We start from the raw sequence: 17,566 nt of genomic DNA, 5'->3' as shown, positions 1-17,566 counted from the left end.
GAAAACTTGAAGCACGCTCGCTTCGCATGAGCGTGGCCGGCACGCGACCTTCCGCTGTTGCCTGTCGACAACACCGACCGATCTCCTCCCGTCACCGAGTTGAATTGATCCGGCTTCTCGGCGATACTGAGGGTTCAATTCATTCAACCTTTGGGAGACTGTCATGAGAGCGATCCTGTCCAAACAGAAAGGAAACATCGCCCACAAGGACATTCTGCCTCATGAATATTCCGTTCTCCCGCGCGAGGAAAAACGCGCGACGCCATAACGCCTTCCTCAAATTCTTCCTGGACGACCCCGCCGCTGACCGCTGCCGGCGCTGGTCGCGGATGCGAAAATTTCTCTCCTACTACCGCCCGCATCTGCCTCTGCTGCTTGCGGATCTGCTTTGTGCTATCCTCGTTGCCGGCACGGCGGTCGCCCTGCCGCTCTGCGCCAATATCGTCACCAGCCGCCTTCTGGCCCTGCCCGATGCGCCGCAGGCGTTCACCCAGATCCTGGTGATGGGCGGCGTCATGCTGGCCGTTCTGGCAGTCCAGATCGCCGCGATCTTCTTCGTCGATTATCGCGGCCACGTCATGGGGGCCCGTATCGAAGCGACGGTGCGGCAGCAACTCTTCGAGCATTGCCAGAAACTCTCCTTCAGCTTCTACGACCGCCAGCGCACCGGCCAACTGATGAGCCGCATCACCAACGACTCCCTCTGGCTCGGCGAACTCTTCCACCACGGCCCCGAGGATCTTGCCATCGCCGTGCTGAAATATGCCGGCGCCATGCTGGTGCTCTTCTTCATCGACCCGCCCTTGGCGACCCTGATCCTGCTGCTCACGCCGGTTGCGGTCGCTTATGCGCTCTATTTCAACCGGCGCATGAACCGCGCGCTCGAAGCCAGCAAGCAGCAGATCGCCGCCGTCAACGAGCGCGTCGAGGACGCTCTGGCAGGTATCCGTGTCGTCCAGTCCTTCGCTAACGAGGCGCTGGAAAGAGAGCGCTTCGACGAACAGAACCAGCGCTTCCTGCAAAGCCGTGCGGAGGGCTACCGCAGCGAAGCATGGTTTTCGGTCGGCACCGAAACCTTCGCCCAGCTCGTCACCATTTTGGTGATCGTCGTCGGGGGCTTACGCATCCTAACGGCGCAGCTCACCGTCCCGGATATGCTGACCTTCCTGCTCTGCGTCGCCGTACTGGTTGATCCCGTCCAGCGGCTCGCCAATTTCGTGCGGCTCTGGCAGGAGGGCTATACCGGTTTCATCAGGGCCATGGAAATCCTGGAGATCGCCCCTGACATCACCGACCGGCCGGCCGCCCGGCCGATGCCGGCACCAAGGGGCGAGATCAGTTTCTCCGACGTCGCCTTCGGCTATGAGGCCGATGGTCCCCGCGTATTGGAGCGACTGTCGCTCACCATCGCGCCCGGGGAGTTCGTTGCCCTGGTCGGCCCTTCGGGCGTCGGCAAGAGCACACTGTGCGCTCTCATACCGCGCTTTTATGATGTCGAGGCGGGGGCCATCCGCATCGACGGTACCGATATCCGCGATGTGACGCTGGCCTCGCTCCGGCGCCATGTCGGGGTGGTGCAGCAGGATGTCTACCTTTTTGCCGGCACCGTGGCGGAAAATCTGCGCTACGGCAGGCCCGACGCCAGCGATGCCGAGCTGGAAGCGGCGGCCCGGGCCGCCAATGCGCACGACTTCATCATGGCCCTGCCCCAGGGCTATGATACCGATATCGGCCAGCGCGGGGTCAAGCTCTCGGGCGGCCAGCGCCAACGCATCACTATCGCCCGCGCCTTCCTCAAGGATCCCGAGATTTTAATCTTCGACGAGGCGACCAGCGCGCTCGACAACGAGAGCGAACGGGCGGTGCAGCAGGCGCTGCTGAGCCTGGCGAACGGCCGAACCACCCTGGTCATCGCCCATCGCCTATCGACCGTCCGCCATGCCGACCGCATCCTGGTCCTGACGGGCGACGGCATCGTCGAACAGGGCACGCATGACGATCTGATGGCGCAAGGCGGCGTTTACGCCAACCTGCACAGCGTTCAGGCCAGCATCTGAAGGCAATAAAAAACCCGGCATCACGCCGGGTTTTTCGTCATTCCTTTCGGCTCTCTCAGCCGTTGGCGACCATGCGCTTCTCGTCGCGGCCGCCCTTCATGCGCTCGGCAAGCAGGAAGGCGAGCTCCAAGGCCTGGTCGGAATTGAGCCGCGGATCGCAATGGGTGTGGTAGCGGTCCTGCAGATCGTCGGCGGTGACGGCGCGGGCGCCGCCGGTGCATTCCGTCACGTCCTTGCCGGTCATTTCGACATGGATGCCGCCGGGATGCGTGCCTTCGGCGCGGTGGATCTGGAAGAAGCTTTCGACTTCCGACAGGATCCGCTCGAAGGGACGGGTCTTGTAATTGTTGAGCGTGATCGTATTGCCGTGCATCGGGTCGCAGGACCAGACGACCTTGCGCCCCTCGCGCTCGACGGCGCGGATGAGGCGCGGCAGGTTTTCGGCGACCTTCTCATGGCCGAAACGGCAGATCAGCGTCAGCCGCCCGGCTTCGTTAGCCGGATTCAGGATATCGATCAGCTGCAGCAGATCGTCGGCCTGCAGCGATGGGCCGCATTTCAGCCCGATCGGGTTCTTGATGCCGCGGCAATATTCGATATGCGCATGGTCGGCCTGGCGCGTGCGATCCCCGATCCAGATCATGTGGCCTGATGTGGCGTACCAGTCGCCCGAGGTGGAATCGACGCGGGTCAGCGCTTCCTCGTAGCCGAGCAGCAGCGCCTCGTGGCTGGTGAAGAAATCGGTCTCGCGCAGGCTCGGGTGGTTTTCCGAGGTGATGCCGATCGCCTTCATGAAATCCATGGTTTCGCTGATGCGGTCTGCCAGCTTGCGGTACCGCTCGCCCTGCGGGCTGCCCTTGACGAAGCCGAGCATCCACTGATGCACGTTTTCGAGGTTGGCGTAACCGCCCATCGCGAAGGCGCGCAGAAGGTTGAGCGTCGCGGCCGACTGGCGATAGGCCATGGCCTGGCGTTCCGGGTTCGGAATGCGCGACTCCTCGGTGAATTCGATGCCGTTGATGATGTCGCCGCGATAGGCCGGCAGCGTTACGTCGCCCTGCTTCTCGACATTCGACGAACGCGGCTTGGCGAACTGGCCGGCAATGCGGCCGACCTTGACGACCGGCAGCTGCGCGCCGAAGGTCAGCACGACGGCCATCTGCAGGAAGGCGCGGAAGAAGTCGCGGATATTGTCGGCGCCGTGTTCGGCGAAGCTCTCGGCGCAGTCGCCGCCCTGCAGCAGGAAACCGTTGCCTTCGGCGACATTGGCGAGATGCTTCTTCAGCCGGCGCGCCTCGCCGGCGAAGACGAGCGGCGGATAGCTGGCGAGCGTTGCTTCCGTTGCCGCCAAAGCGGCTGCATCCGGATATTCGGGAACCTGCAGGATCGGTTTCTGCCGCCAGCTGCTCGGGGTCCAATTCTCTGCCATGTCACTCACCTGTTCTCGCCCCAGTTCCTGGAATGCGGCCTAGCCTTGATAATCCGGCGGCTTATAGACCTTTAGATCCGCCTTGCAAAGATCAATCGCCCAAAGCGTCTCGTCTGGCCGCCGCAGTCGGCCAGTGCCCGGTTAAACCGGCATATACCATGTCGATTTCCCCATATTTTAGACTTTGAATGTAGAACCGGAAAGAGTTTCAACATCGGGGACATGGCATGGCGATCCTTCCGCCCGGTTTCATATCGGACCGCTCGGGCAATTTCGGCATCATGACGGCATTGCTGATGGTGCCGCTTGTCGGGACGGCAGGCATGGCGGTGGACTTCGCCCATGCGCTGAGCCTGAGAACCCAGCTTTATGCCGCAGCCGACGCCGCCGCCGTCGGTTCGATCGCCGAAAAATCCAGCGCGGTCGCAGCTGCGATGGCGATGAACGGCAACGGCAACGGCACGATCTCGCTCGGCAAGACCGACGCGCGCAACATCTTCATGTCCCAAGTATCGGGAGAACTGGCCGAGGTTCATGTCGATCTCGGCATCGACGTCACCAAGACCGCCAACAAGCTGAATTCGCAGGTTTCCTTCACGGCGACGGTGCCGACGACCTTCATGCAGATTTTTGGCCGGGACTCGATTACGATCTCCGGCACGGCGACAGCCGAATACCAGACCGCCGCCTTCATGGATTTCTATATCCTGCTCGACAATACGCCCTCCATGGGCGTCGGCGCGACCCCGAGCGAGGTTTCAAAGCTGGAGGCCAAGACAGGCTGCGCCTTTGCTTGCCACCAGATGGACAAGAGCACCAACAACTACACCATAGCCAAAAGCCTCGGTGTCGCCATGCGCATCGACGTGGTGCGCCAGGCGACCCAGGCGCTGACCGATACGGCCAAGACCGAGCGCATCAGCAGCGACCAGTTCCGGATGGGCGTCTACACTTTCGGCACCAAGGCCGAGGACGCCAAGCTGACGACGATCTCCGGCCTTACCTCCGACCTGACGAAGGTGAAGAACTATACCGACGCGGTCGATCTGATGACCATTCCCTATCAGAACTACAATAACGACCAGATCACCAACTTCGACAGCGCCATGACGCAGATGAACACCATTATCGACCCGGCCGGTGACGGCACGTCGAACACCAGCGCCGAAAAAATCCTGTTCTTCGTATCCGATGGCGTCGGCGACAGCTACAAGCCGTCCACATGCACCAAGAAGACGACCGGTGGCCGCTGTCAGGAGCCGATCGACACCTCTTTCTGCAAGCCCCTGAAGGATCGCGGCGTCAAGATCGCCGTGCTCTATACCACCTATCTGCCGTTGCCGAGCAACAGTTGGTACAATACCTGGATCAGGCCCTTCCAGAGCGAGATCCCGACGAAAATGCAGGCATGCGCCTCGCCCGGTTTCTATTTCGAGGTGTCGCCGACCGAAGGTATCACCGATGCGATGAAGGCGCTTTTCCTCAAGGTCATCCGCGCGCCACGGATTACCAGCTAAAGAACTGGGACTTAGACGCGCTTTCCCTCGCGAATCCGATAGCTCGGCGCATACATGGTGACCAGCTCTTCGGCGGCCGTCGGATGCAGCGCCATCGTCTGGTCGAAATCATCCTTGGTGCAGCCGGCCTTGAGCGTGACGCCGAGCAGCTGCGCCATTTCCCCGGCGTCGTGGCCGAGGATGTGGGCGCCGACCACCTTCCGGCTCGCCGCATCAACGATCAGCTTCATGACCATCCGTTCGGCCCGACCCGAAAGCGTGGCCTTCAGCGGCCGGAACTGGGCACGATAAACCTCGAGTTCGCCGTAACGCTTGCCCGCCTCCTCTTCCGAGAGACCGACGGTGCCGATCTCCGGCTGCGAGAAGACAGCGGTCGGGATCAGCTCATAGTCCGGCCGCGTCGGATTGTTCTTGTACTCGGTTTCGATGAAGCACATTGCCTCGTGGATCGCCACCGGCGTCAGCTGTACCCGATTGGTGACATCGCCGAGGGCATAGATGTTTTCGATGTTGGTACGGGAATAGTCGTTGACGATGATGGCGCCGCGCTCGTCGACAGCGACGCCGGCCGCGTCCAGACCGAGGCCCTCGGTGTTGGGATCGCGCCCGAGCGCCAGCAGAACGACGCCTGCCTGCAGCGTGCCGTTATTCATCGTCTCGAGAGTGAGCCCGTTCTCGCCTTTGGAGACCTTCTGCAGCGTGTCGTGGCAGAGAATGCGTATGCCCTTGGCGACCATCGCCTCGTGCAGCCCGCGCCTCAGATCCTCGTCGAAACGCGACAGGATTTCGGCGCCGCGATAGATTAGCGTCGTCTCGACGCCGAGACCATGGAAAATATTGGCGAACTCGACGGCGATATAGCCGCCGCCAGCGATCACGATCGATTTTGGCAGCTCTTCGAGATGAAAGGCCTCGTTGGAGGAGATGCAGAATTCGTGACCGGGAAGGGCCGCATGCGGGTTCGGCCTTCCGCCGGTGGCGATGACGATCGTTTTTGCGGTCACCGTCTGTCCGGTTTTCATCAGCCGGACCGTATGAGCATCGACCAGTTCGGCGCGCGTTTCCAGGATGTCGGCATTGGCGCCGCTGAGGCCCTTCTTGTAGAGGCCTTCCAGCCGCGCAATCTCGGCATCCTTGGCCGCCACCAGCTTCTTCCAGTCGAAACTGCTTTCGCCGACGGTCCAGCCAAAGCCCTCCGCATCCTCGAAATGCTCGTGAAACTGCGAGGCATAGACGAAGAGCTTCTTCGGCACGCAGCCGCGGATAACGCATGTGCCGCCATAACGATATTCCTCGGCGATCGCCACCCTCTTGCCGAGCGAGGCGGCAACGCGGGCGGCGCGCACGCCCCCGGAACCGCCGCCGATGACGAAGAGGTCGTAGTCGTAGGAAGACATGAGGAACTCCGGAAGGGAATCGCAAGAAAGGACGTTCCTGATATAGGGGTGATCCCCATGAAAACAAAAGCCCCGCCCCTGCCTCTTCCCGCTCTCCATTGCCGAATCTTGATCTGAACCGGTCCCCCTTACGGTTGAGCTCGGTCACCGTTTTGCGGTTGACCCGGTCATCGTTTACGGTTGACCCAGTCGGCTGAGGCTGGCAGGGCATTGCTTGAGACGGAAAAGGATGCCGGAGCAAAAGATGGATCAAACTCTGTTCGCCAAGCTGTGCAAGGCCGGCAAATTCAAGGAGGCGCTCAATCTCGCCATCGATGGCCACGAAGACGAGAAATTCACGCCGAGCCGCTTTGCGATGGACAAGAAAACCGGATTGCCGATTTTCTACCGCGGCAACAAGCGCGTCGAGCCGGACGAGACAGGCGCATGGCAATTGGCCAAGAGCTCGAAGGATTGGGGCTGAGCGTCAGGACGCATCCGCATAGCCCGTCCCTTGCCGGACTGCTGCTGTCATCAGGTGATGCGGAAATCCGTCGGCATCTTCTCAAGCCGGGCCGCTTCCGTCTCCACGCCAGAAACCGATGCCCCTGCAGGCCCGCGCCTCAAGCGCTCGATCATCGTCGAGATCGCATTGTCCGGCCCGGCGACCAAGGCGGCGACGGACCCGTCCGCCTCGTTGCGCACCCAGCCGGTCAGCCCGAGCCGCAGCGCCTCATCGCGCGTCCACATGCGAAACCCCACACCTTGGACCTTGCCTGATATTCGTACTCGCACAGCCTCGTAACGATCGGACATGTCTGCCTCACCAACTTTCGCCGCTAGGCCCTAGAACAGGATGATTTTAGGCCCGGTCGGCCAAAAATCTGAATCCTGTTCTAAATTAAAGAGTTAGAGCGTGATGTCGTCCGAAAACCGCTCACACTTTTCGGCATGCTCTGGCGCATCATAACAAAAAAGCCCGGACGAGGCCGGGCTTTCGCAAATTCTGGCGGGCAGTCGTTACTGCTGGGCGGCCGGTGCCGGAGCAACCGGGCTGTCGGTTGCCGGCGGCGGTGCCTTGATAACCTTGGAAAGCTCGGCGTTGCTCTGCTTTTCCAGATCGCGCGAAATGCCCTGACCCCAGATATCGGCGGCCTTCCCCATCTCGCGCAAGGCGACCGGGCCGTCACGTAGCAGCTTCTTGCCGACGTCGGAATTGTAGAAATCGGCGATCGTCTTCAGCTCTTCGAGGGTGAAGGTCTTGGCATAGATGAGTGCCGCTTCCTTCTCGAGATCGCCGCGGCGCGGCGCCAGCGCCAGCGCCTGCGCATCGACCGTCGACGAGATGATGTCCTGGTAGTTCGGCGAATCCTGAATCAGGCCGGCCTTTAGGCGCTCGGCCAGACCCGGCAGGATGTTGTCGAAGGCGGCGGTGGCGCCGATCGAGGTGACAGCGGCGCGCGCGGCCTTCAGCTGCTCGTCGGAAACCTCCTGCGCCCGGACGGCGGAGCCGAAGGCAAGCCCGGAAAGAACGATGGTCGCAGCGGCAAAACGGCCAAGACCTGCAATGTTCATCATGAGTGTATGCTCCTGTTATCTGTTTGCCTGCAGCGTGCGTGCACCCGCAGGACCGGCAATGATCGCAAGTGCCGCCATATTGATAAAGAGCCCGTGTTCGACGACGCCGGGTATGGAATTCAGCTCGCTCGAAAGCGCCTCTGCATCAGGAATGCGGCCAAAAGATGCATCGATGATGTGATGGCCGCCATCCGTGGTAAACTCTCCGTCACCCGACTGGCGCAGGCTGAGTTCGCCGGAAAGGCCGAGCCGGGCCGCGACTTTCTCGATCGCCATCCGCGTCGAGACGAGACCGAACGGGTTGACTTCGATCGGCAGCGCGTAGGCGCCGAGCGTATCGACCAGCTTGCTTTCGTCGGCGATGACGATCATCCGCTCAGAAGCGGCGGCGACGATCTTTTCGCGCAGCAGCGCCCCGCCGCCACCCTTGATCAATCTGAGCGCCGGATCGACCTCGTCGGCGCCGTCGACCGTCAGATCGAGCGCCGGCAATTCGTCAAGCGATTTCAGCGGCACGCCGAGTTCGACACAGAGCCGCGCGGTTCGTTCGGAGGTCGGAACACCTTCGACCCTGAAGCCGCCAGCAACCTTTTCCGCCAGCAGCCGGACGAACTCTTCCGCCGTGCTGCCCGTCCCGATCCCGAGGCGCATCCCGTCTTCGACATGGGCGAGTGCGGCCTCGGCGGCCTTGATCTTCATTTCGCGGGCATCCATGCGCCGCCAGCTCCGATTTATTGCGTTGGATGTGCTGTTTACACGGCTCGCTTGGCAAACGAAAGTCAAAATCATCACGGAAAATGAAAAGCCGAAACAAATGCCTGAGGCCGCCCCGGCCATCACAGGACGTTGCTTTCCGCAGCGGGATCGCCTACCTCAGGCACAATCCCTCGTCCCCGGGCGCGACCCGTCGCTTCCCGGAGACCCATCGCTCAAAGAGGCAAGCCCTTGACCCCTGCCCCCGTTCGCCCGGCACTGATCGTCTTCGATCTCGATGGCACCCTTCTCGATACCCATGCGGACCTGGTCGAAAGCCTGAACCATACGATCGCAGCCCTCGGCCTCGAGCCGGTCAGCTATGACGACCTTACCCATCTCGTCGGCCAGGGCGCGCGGGTGATGATCGAACGCGCCTGCCGGCTGCGCGGCCATCCGCTCGAAAGCGACGCCGTCCCGCCGCTGGTCGAACGTTTCGTCTCCCATTATGCCGGCAATATGCCAGGCCACACCGAACCCTATCCCGGCCTGGTCGCTGCAATGGACCGGCTGAAAGCGGCAGGCTACCGCCTCGCCGTTTGCACCAACAAGATGGAAAGCCTTGCATTCGGCCTGCTCGACAAGCTCGACCTCACCGGCTATTTCGATGCTATCAGCGGCGGCGATACTTTCGAATACCGCAAACCCGACGCCCGCCATCTCACCGGCACCATCGACCGCGCCGGCGGCGACATCGCCCGCACCGTGATGATCGGCGACAGCATCAACGACATCGCGGTGGCGAAGAATGCCGCCGTCCCGTCGATCGCCGTTCCCTTCGGTTACTCGGATGTGCCGGTTTCAAGCCTCGATCCGGATGTGATCATCATGCATTACGATGAGTTGATGCCGGAGCTGGTGGAGCGGTTGTTGCGGGAGTATGCGGAGAAGGTCGCGGTCTGAGGCTGTCACTCGCCTATCCTCCGTCATTCCTTCCTCGAGCTTAAACCCAGGAGACCGACGGCGTCGGTATCCCGCCCAAAACGGGCGGCCCGAAGACCGCCCGTTCCAAAACCCGTAAAACCTGCGTCAGATCTGCGCGCCGCGCGCCTTTGTCGTCGCGTCGAAGGCCTTTTTGACATAGGCGTCGCGGCCGTAGACGTCGTCAAAATACTCCACGACGCCGTCCTTGTTCGGCCAGGCGGTGAAGTAGGACACGTAAACCGGGACCTTCTGCGGCACCTTCACCGCATGGTTCTGCCCGTTGGCGATCTGCTTGGCGACATCGTCGACAGTCGTGCCGAGCACGGCCGCTGCCATCGCGCGCGGATTGGAAAGACGCACGCAGCCGTGGCTGAGAGCCCGCATATCGCGCTTGAAGAAGCTCTTCGACGGCGTGTCGTGCATGTAGATCGCATGGCTGTTCGGGAACAGGATCTTGAGTTCGCCGAGGGCATTGTCGCTGCTTGGCGGCTGGCGGACCGAAACATTGTCGGTCGAGCCGTACCAATCGACGCTGGACGAGGCGACGGCATGGCCGTTCACCTCGACCTCATAGCCGAGCTGGTCGAGATAGTTCGGATCCGAGCGCAGCTTCGGCAGCATCTCATTGATAATGATCGACTGCGGCACGCCCCAGAACGGGTTGAACTCCACCGTCTCGATCTCGTCGTTGAAGAAATAGGTCTGATTGTTCTTGCCGCCGACGACGACACGCATCGACAGCTGTTCCTTGCCGTCATTGTGATAGTAGGCCATGTAGGCCGGCTGGTTGATCATGACATAGCGCGAACCGAGATCTTCCGGCAGCCAGCGCGCCTGTTCCATGGCGACGGCGAGCTTGTCGATTTTCGAGGCATTGGTGTCACCGCCTGTCATGGCGCGCACCGTCGCCTGACCGATGACGCCGTCTGCCTTCAGCCCGCGCTCCTTCTGGAAATCCTCCACCAGCGCGACGATATCCGGCGAATAGTCGCTGCTGCCTGCGTAGGCCGCAAAGGTCGCGGCGTGGTCGGTCCTCAGCGTCTCGGAACCGTGCTTCTGGACAGCCTTGACGATATTGGCGATCTCGGGCGAGCTGTCGCCGGGCTTCAGCAGACCGCTGAGCGAAACGACGATCTGCTCCTCTTTGCCGCCATCGGCGGCGTGAAGTTTGGCAAGCTCCGCCTTCAGCGCCTCGAACTGCGGACTATCGGGCGAGCGGCTGGCGATATAGGCGCCGGCATCGGGGCTCATGCGGGCAAGCTTCAGGACCGGCGCCAGATTGACCACCTTGCGCTGGAAATCGTGATAGCCGGAAATCTTGTTCGGATCGATGCGGCCGCGCACGGTGTCCTGCACGAAGGCAAGCACCTTGGCCGAGAGTTCGAGTTCGAACTGGGTCAGCGCCCGGTCGCGGACGACCGGATCGGGATTGGCCGGATCGATCGCCGGTGTCTGGATGGCGTAATTGGCGGGATCGAGGCCGACGGAGGCCGCATCGGCAAGTGCGCCCATCACCGATTTGGCGCGCTCGTTGATTCCATTGCCTTCGACCCAGACGAGCGGATTGCGGCTGTCACCGTAATAGGCCTCGAGTGCCTTGGCGACGTCGGCATTGGCGCGCACCTTGGCCTGCGCCAGCAGGCGGCGCTGCACGACCGGTTCGGCGCCGGCCTCACCGCTCGGCGAAACCTCGGCGACCGCGCCGGTGACGACGGGATCGGCAAACTTGCCGGTGTCGACGAACTGCAGCGTTTCGGCTTTATAGGTGTAATAACGCGGACCGCTGACCTTCGGCAGCGGCGCCTCCGGATCAAGCCCGCCGAGCGAGCCGCCGACGGCGCCACGCGGCACCGGTCGGCCCGGCGCCTGATCCATGAAGATGGTGCTCTGGCTCCGCTGCCTGTCGCCCCGCAGCATATCCATCAGCGTGTAGGCATGTGCGGGAGCGGTCATCACTGCCAGGCCGCAGGAGACTGCCAATGCGGATACCGCGCTTTTCAAAACGAACGTCATATATATTCCAGTCCCGATGTCATGCTGTTCTCAGCTCAAATCCCGCGAAACTCACGCAGCGTAGGGCCTCATTGATCAGAAACCGGCCTTCGCCGCCAGCGCCGTTGGACTCAATTCCATGTGACGGAAATCCTGCACGGCGCCGTGCAACAGTTCACACAAAATTATGAAATTATTAGTTAATTTTTTACTGAATTTTTGCCGCCAGGCCAGTGCGGCAAAAACCTGCCGACGCATAATATTTTCAAAGTGGCCGAAAAAGCACGGCCGCCAGCCGGCGCAAACCTGACTGGAATTTTCAATATTTCGCACGGTATCCGGTTTTCTTGCCCTGGTTTCCAACCTATAAAACCTCATCTTTCGAAAATGCCCGAAACAGCATGTGACAGGAAGGCAACCCCCAATGACCGCAACCCGCACCGAAACCGATACTTTTGGCCCCATCGACGTCGCCGCCGACCGATATTGGGGCGCCCAGGCTGAACGTTCGCTCAGCAATTTCAAGATCGGCTGGGAAAAGCAGCCGCTGTCGATCGTGCGCGCGCTCGGCATCGTCAAACAGGCCGCCGCCCGCGCCAACATGGCGCTCGGCCAGCTCGATCCCGCCCTCGGCAAAGCCATCGTCGACGCTGCCCAGGAGGTGATCGACGGCAAGCTCAACGACCATTTTCCGCTGGTCGTCTGGCAGACCGGATCCGGCACGCAGTCCAACATGAATGCCAACGAGGTGATCTCCAATCGTGCCATAGAAATGCTCGGTGGCGTCATGGGTTCCAAGAAGCCGGTGCACCCGAACGATCACGTCAATATGAGCCAGTCGTCCAACGACACCTATCCGACGGCCATGCACATCGCCTGCGCCGAACGGATCGCCCATCACCTGCTGCCGGCCCTCAAGCATCTGCATGCGGCCCTCGATATGAAGGTCACCGAGTTCAGCCACATCATCAAGATCGGCCGGACCCATACCCAGGATGCAACGCCGCTGACGCTCGGCCAGGAGTTTTCCGGTTATGCCGCCCAGGTCGGCTCCGCCATCAAGCGCATCGAAATGACCCTGCCCGGCCTCTGCGAACTCGCTCAGGGCGGCACCGCCGTCGGCACCGGCCTCAACGCGCCGGTGGGCTTTGCCGAGAAGGTGGCCGAAGAGATTGCCGCAATCACCGACATGCCCTTCGTCACCGCGCCGAACAAGTTCGAGGCGCTTGCCTCGCATGACAGCATGGTCTTTTCCCATGGCGCCATCAATGCCGCAGCAGCCGCCCTCTTCAAGATCGCCAACGACATTCGCCTCCTCGGCTCCGGCCCGCGCGCCGGTCTCGGCGAGCTGGCGCTGCCGGAAAACGAGCCCGGCTCGTCGATCATGCCCGGCAAGGTCAACCCGACCCAATGCGAGGCGCTGACCCAGGTCTGCATCCACATCTTCGGCAATCACGCCGCCCTGACTTTCGCCGATAGCCAGGGCCATTTCGAGCTCAACGTCTACAATCCGATGATGGCCTATAATTTCCTGCAGTCGGTACAGCTGCTTGCCGACGCCGCCGTCTCCTTCACCGACAACTGCGTCGTCGGCATCGAGGCGCGCGAGGATAACATCAAGGCCGGCCTCGAACGCTCGCTGATGCTGGTGACGGCCCTTGCCCCGAAGATTGGCTACGACGCGGCTGCCAAGATCGCCAAGACTGCCCACAAGAACGGCACGACGCTGAAGGAAGAGGCCCTCGCCAGCGGCCTCGTCTCCGCCGAGGATTACGACGCCATCGTCCGCCCGGAAACCATGATCGGCCCGAAATAAGCCGGCGTTTCCCAGCCCGCCCGCGAACAGTGTCGGGTTGACCTCAGGTTCGACCCGCCCTTCCATCCTGCAATGGAGGAAACGACCCTGGACCCGCGTGAATATCCCCGGACACTCTACGCATGCTGCGCAGAGAACGCCCGGCTTTGATGTCTGAATGCTGAAATAAGCTCCGACGCGGCCGCGACTTATTCAGCAGGCATGTATGAAGCGGCCCTTCTGCCTCTCTCCAACCGTTTGAGAAACTGCGCAATCTTCTTTTCGACGCAGAAGTAAAAGACGAGTCCAACAGAAACGCAGAATATCGTCGTGACCACGAGCAATGGAATTCGAAGGGCAAGCGGCGCAGTCCAGCGTTCGACCCCGGCAATATAGATGGCGAGCTTTGCGACACCGATCGCAATCATATGAGTCAGGTAGAGCGAGTAGGACGAATCCCCCAATATCTTCAGCCATGTCAATTTCGGAAAAAGGCTTGCACGTTCGGCGACCAGGGCACCCAGGACGATAAGGACCGACGGAACGCCCCATACGAGAATCCGGACGAAACCGTGTGGCTTGTCAAGGAAGGAGGAAGCGACGATGGACACGAGTCCCAGTACCATCAATGCCACCGACAGCCTGGTCGACGCGACGTCGGCTCTCGACATAACGAATGCGATGACAACACCGGCCAGAAACTCCAGCAACAGCGGCGATGCGTAAACGATAGAATATGGGGTCACTGGCGCGAACAGGCCGACTGCCACGCAAAGCACAAGAAAACCCGTTATCGCCAGAAGACGCTGCGTTCTTCCTTTCAAGAACAGGACAAGGCAAAACGCGGTGTAAAAGAACATCTCATAATTCAGCGTCCAACCTGGAATGAGAACCGGCTGAACGACACCGGTGCCGTCTGCATAGGGGACAAACAGCAGTGACCGGATGATATCAGCTGCGTTAAAGGCGGCATTGTCGTAATTTTTCGGTGAGACGGTGGCTGCAATCACAAATAGCAGAGTGCAGATCCAATAGATGGGCAGTACCCGCTGAATGCGGTTTCGGATGAACTGCAACGGCGCGGTCGGTCTCGCGTCCGAAATAGTCCACATGATAAAGCCGCTGATTATGAAAAACAGGTCTACACCAGCTGCCAGCGGAACAAAATTCCAACCAAAAATGAACGCAACATGAAAGATAGTGACCGCGATCGCCGCAACAGCACGGAGGTATTGTATAGAATAGACCATGAGCTCCTCGCTTTGTGCGTCGCAACATGACACGAGAGGGTTGTAGATTCAATCAAAGTTTCGAAAACTTAAATAGCGCGCTATCAACCAGATGCGCTTTGTCGCCCCATGGATGGCCATGCACGGCCATCGCCGTTGCGAGGCACCGAGGCTCTGCCACGATGCCGAGACTTCGGCCTCGCTCATGCAAAAATGAGACAGAACGGACCATAGAACGAGGCGGTAAGAGCGACTGACCGGCCCTCATACCAGCAGCGAAATATTGTCCATTACGACCGAATTGCCCATGAAATCGAAACGGATTTCTTCAATGTCTTCGAGATTGACCTCAAGACTGGGACCGGTGACCTCAAGCTCCTGCTGATAGACGATCAAGCCATCGTTCAGGGCAGTGAGCGTCAGCTGGAAGGGCGATGCCGACAGTTCGGCGATCGAGACGCTTTGAAAGGTGAACTCGCCGCCATCGAGCATTTTCAGGCTAACGGGCGCAGAACCCGGGGATAGTACGGTATCGCTGAACCCGTCCTCGGTAATGGCGCCGACACCAGGAATGGTATCATAGACGATGCCGTTCAGAAGCGTCACGTCGTGGCTGCCATTCACGGAGAGCGCAAAGCCCCGGTAATTGGGAAGGGAGAAATTATCTGCCCTCGATAAGACGCCCATATCATCGAAATCCAGGACCTCATGGTACTTGTCCTCTTCGTTGACGCCGTCGATCGCCTGGGTCAAAACGCCGACATCCGTCCCCCCGGCGCCATCCGAGATCTTGTAGCGGAGCTCTTCGATCAGCTGTTCGTGCGCCCGCAGGTTCTTCACCACGTCGAGCGTGTAATCCAGCTCGTAGGTAAAATGACCATCGGGCCGCACGGTGAAAGTCCCGTACGTCCCCTGTATGATCGTCTCCTGCGTCGGTCCCTGTTTCGCATCGACGCGGACACCGTCGAAAAAGCGAAGATAGAGAGGCGCGCCCTCAGGATCGCTGTCGTTATCGAGCAGGTTTCCTCTGATCGGATCATGTTCGAAAGAAATGAAGAGGTCGTCGTTAGCAGTTGGCTTTGCGTTCGTCATCGGAAGCTCCTGCAAGTTAACGCGACCGGGAATATGGACTGGCTCCGAACCGAAGGCAACTTAAGTCGTCTTGTGTCGAGGCGTTCGCCGCCTCGCCTCGTCCACTGCACATGGCGCACCCGCCGAACTCTCGCGCCATCCTGATTGCTTTTGCCCAACAGGAGATTTAGACCGGTTCCAATTTCGCGACGCGCCCACCAGAAAGGTCACTTCGATGGCTGACGATCTCTTTCCGCTCGGCAAGGATGCCACCCCCTATCGCAAGATCAGCAGCGATCATGTGTCGGTCGATAGCTTCAAGGGTCAGGAAATCCTGACCGTCGAGCCGGAAGGCATCCGCCTGCTCGCGGAAACCGCCTTTGCCGACATCAACCATCTGCTCCGGCCCGGCCATCTGAAACAGCTCGCCTCGATTCTCGACGACCCCGAAGCGACCGACAATGACCGCTTCGTCGCCTACGACCTGTTGAAGAATGCCAATATCGCCGCCGGCGGCGTGTTGCCGATGTGCCAGGATACCGGCACGGCGATCATTATGGGCAAGAAGGGCCGCAGGGTCTGGACTGAGGGCGGCGATACGGCGGCACTCGCCCGCGGCGTCATGGATGCCTATGAGAAGAAGAACCTGCGTTATTCGCAGCTCGCGCCGGTGAAGATGTTCGAGGAGAAGAACACCAGGAACAACCTGCCGGCGCAGATCGACATTTACGAGGAAGGCACCGACGCCTACGAATTCCTCTTTGTCGCCAAGGGCGGCGGCTCGGCCAACAAGACCTTCCTCTATCAGGGCACGCCCTCGCTCCTGACGCATGACAGAATGATCGACTTCCTCAAGGAGAAGATCCTAACGTTAGGGACGGCGGCCTGTCCGCCCTATCATCTGGCGATCGTGATCGGCGGCACCTCGGCCGAGATGAACCTGAAAACGGTCAAGCTCGCCTCGACCCGCTATCTCGACGAGCTGCCGACTGAAGGGTCGGAAAGCGGCCACGCCTTCCGCGACCTCGAGATGGAAAAGGAAATCCACAAGCTGACACAGCAGATGGGCGTCGGCGCCCAGTTCGGCGGCAAGTATTTCTGTCATGACGTGCGTGTCATCCGCCTGCCCCGCCACGGCGCCTCGCTGCCGATCGGTCTCGGCGTCTCCTGTTCCGCCGACCGCCAGGCCAAGGGCAAGATCACCCGCGACGGCATCTTCATCGAACAGCTGGAAACCGATCCGTCGAAATATATGCCCGAGATCGACGAGGCGAAACTGTCGGAATCGACCGTCCGTATCGACCTCAACCGGCCGATGGCCGAAGTGCTTGCCGAGCTGTCGCTGCATCCGGTCAAGACGCGCCTGTCCTTGACCGGGACGATCATCGTCGCCCGCGACCTCGCCCACGCCAAAATCCGCGAACGGCTGGAGAAGGGCGAAGGCATGCCCGATTACCTGAAAAACCACCCGGTCTACTACGCCGGCCCCGCCAAGACGCCGGCCGGTTACGCCTCCGGCTCCTTCGGCCCGACGACGGCCGGCCGCATGGACAGTTACGTCGACCAGTTCCAGTCCTTCGGCGGCTCGATGGTGATGCTCGCCAAGGGCAACCGCTCGCGCGCCGTGCGCGAGGCCTGCAAGAAACATGGCGGTTTCTACCTCGGCTCGATCGGCGGCCCCGCTGCCCGCCTCGCGCAGGACTGCATCCGCAAGGTCGAAGTATTCGAATATCCCGAACTCGGCATGGAAGCGGTCTGGAAGATCGAGGTCGAAGACTTCCCCGCCTTCATCGTCATCGACGACAAGGGCAATGATTTCTTCCAGGAATTGAACCTGGGATGATT

At 60.7% G+C, this 17,566-nt stretch carries 15 protein-coding genes; 6 read left to right on the top strand and 9 right to left on the bottom strand.

What is annotated here, in order from left to right; all coding sequences use genetic code 11:
• The first annotated feature begins 221 nt into the window (after positions 1 to 221).
• Positions 222 to 2,057, top strand: a complete 1,836-nt coding sequence (locus MHI61_RS11685) for an ABC transporter ATP-binding protein (protein WP_239792133.1) — start codon at positions 222 to 224, stop codon at positions 2,055 to 2,057.
• Positions 2,058 to 2,112: 55 nt separating this feature from the next.
• Here the strand turns inward: MHI61_RS11685 and MHI61_RS11680 are convergent, their stop codons facing one another.
• Positions 2,113 to 3,486, bottom strand: coding sequence for a 3-deoxy-7-phosphoheptulonate synthase class II (locus MHI61_RS11680; RefSeq protein WP_239792132.1), 1,374 nt, complete (start codon positions 3,484 to 3,486; stop codon positions 2,113 to 2,115).
• Between the two features lie 227 nt (positions 3,487 to 3,713).
• Here MHI61_RS11680 and MHI61_RS11675 point away from each other — a divergent pair, with 227 nt between their 5' ends.
• A complete protein-coding gene (locus MHI61_RS11675) occupies positions 3,714 to 5,003 on the top strand; it encodes a pilus assembly protein TadG-related protein (protein ID WP_239792131.1) in 1,290 nt (429 codons plus the stop codon).
• 11 nt (positions 5,004 to 5,014) lie between these two features.
• Here the strand turns inward: MHI61_RS11675 and gor are convergent, their stop codons facing one another.
• Positions 5,015 to 6,400 (bottom strand): glutathione-disulfide reductase, encoded by a 1,386-nt coding sequence (gor, locus tag MHI61_RS11670; protein ID WP_239792130.1) that lies wholly within the window; start codon positions 6,398 to 6,400, stop codon positions 5,015 to 5,017.
• Positions 6,401 to 6,629: 229 nt separating this feature from the next.
• On the opposite strand from gor, the gene MHI61_RS11665 reads away from it, so the two are divergent.
• Positions 6,630 to 6,863: a hypothetical protein gene (locus tag MHI61_RS11665; RefSeq protein WP_345774866.1), complete on the top strand. Its 234-nt coding sequence runs from the start codon at positions 6,630 to 6,632 to the stop codon at positions 6,861 to 6,863.
• 50 nt (positions 6,864 to 6,913) lie between these two features.
• Here MHI61_RS11665 and MHI61_RS11660 read toward each other — a convergent pair whose 3' ends face one another.
• The 3 genes from MHI61_RS11660 to rpiA all read right to left on the bottom strand — a co-directional run bounded on the left by MHI61_RS11660 (position 6,914) and on the right by rpiA (position 8,671).
• Positions 6,914 to 7,195: an acylphosphatase gene (locus MHI61_RS11660; protein WP_239792128.1), complete on the bottom strand. Its 282-nt coding sequence runs from the start codon at positions 7,193 to 7,195 to the stop codon at positions 6,914 to 6,916.
• A 204-nt stretch (positions 7,196 to 7,399) separates the two neighbouring features.
• Complete coding sequence (locus MHI61_RS11655) at positions 7,400 to 7,957, bottom strand: DUF2059 domain-containing protein (RefSeq protein WP_239792127.1); 558 nt, start codon at positions 7,955 to 7,957, stop codon at positions 7,400 to 7,402.
• A 15-nt stretch (positions 7,958 to 7,972) separates the two neighbouring features.
• Positions 7,973 to 8,671 carry a ribose-5-phosphate isomerase RpiA gene (gene rpiA, locus MHI61_RS11650; protein ID WP_038692596.1) on the bottom strand — a complete coding sequence of 233 codons (699 nt, stop codon included), beginning with the start codon at positions 8,669 to 8,671 and terminating at the stop codon, positions 7,973 to 7,975.
• A 231-nt stretch (positions 8,672 to 8,902) separates the two neighbouring features.
• On the opposite strand from rpiA, the gene MHI61_RS11645 reads away from it, so the two are divergent.
• On the top strand, positions 8,903 to 9,613 hold the full coding sequence (locus MHI61_RS11645; RefSeq protein ID WP_239792126.1) for an HAD family hydrolase: 711 nt from the start codon (positions 8,903 to 8,905) through the stop codon (positions 9,611 to 9,613).
• Between the two features lie 126 nt (positions 9,614 to 9,739).
• Here the strand turns inward: MHI61_RS11645 and MHI61_RS11640 are convergent, their stop codons facing one another.
• Both MHI61_RS11640 and MHI61_RS11635 read right to left on the bottom strand, forming a co-directional pair.
• Positions 9,740 to 11,647 (bottom strand): murein L,D-transpeptidase, encoded by a 1,908-nt coding sequence (locus MHI61_RS11640; RefSeq protein WP_239792125.1) that lies wholly within the window; start codon positions 11,645 to 11,647, stop codon positions 9,740 to 9,742.
• 75 nt (positions 11,648 to 11,722) lie between these two features.
• Positions 11,723 to 11,959 carry a hypothetical protein gene (locus MHI61_RS11635; protein ID WP_239792124.1) on the bottom strand — a complete coding sequence of 79 codons (237 nt, stop codon included), beginning with the start codon at positions 11,957 to 11,959 and terminating at the stop codon, positions 11,723 to 11,725.
• Between the two features lie 91 nt (positions 11,960 to 12,050).
• Between MHI61_RS11635 and fumC the strand changes: the two genes are divergently transcribed.
• A complete protein-coding gene (gene fumC / locus MHI61_RS11630) occupies positions 12,051 to 13,442 on the top strand; it encodes a class II fumarate hydratase (protein ID WP_239792123.1) in 1,392 nt (463 codons plus the stop codon).
• Positions 13,443 to 13,630: 188 nt separating this feature from the next.
• On the opposite strand, the gene MHI61_RS11625 is transcribed toward fumC, so the two are convergent.
• A complete protein-coding gene (locus MHI61_RS11625) occupies positions 13,631 to 14,671 on the bottom strand; it encodes an acyltransferase (RefSeq protein WP_239792122.1) in 1,041 nt (346 codons plus the stop codon).
• 243 nt (positions 14,672 to 14,914) lie between these two features.
• Positions 14,915 to 15,742, bottom strand: coding sequence for an Ig-like domain-containing protein (locus MHI61_RS11620; RefSeq protein WP_239792121.1), 828 nt, complete (start codon positions 15,740 to 15,742; stop codon positions 14,915 to 14,917).
• A 214-nt stretch (positions 15,743 to 15,956) separates the two neighbouring features.
• Here MHI61_RS11620 and MHI61_RS11615 point away from each other — a divergent pair, with 214 nt between their 5' ends.
• On the top strand, positions 15,957 to 17,564 hold the full coding sequence (locus MHI61_RS11615) for a fumarate hydratase (protein WP_239792120.1): 1,608 nt from the start codon (positions 15,957 to 15,959) through the stop codon (positions 17,562 to 17,564).
• Positions 17,565 to 17,566: the final 2 nt, after the last annotated feature.

Origin of the sequence: Rhizobium sp. K102 (assembly GCF_022385315.1) — a bacterium.
Lineage (GTDB): Bacteria > Pseudomonadota > Alphaproteobacteria > Rhizobiales > Rhizobiaceae > Rhizobium > Rhizobium croatiense.
This window is presented reverse-complemented; position numbering and strand designations above follow the sequence as displayed.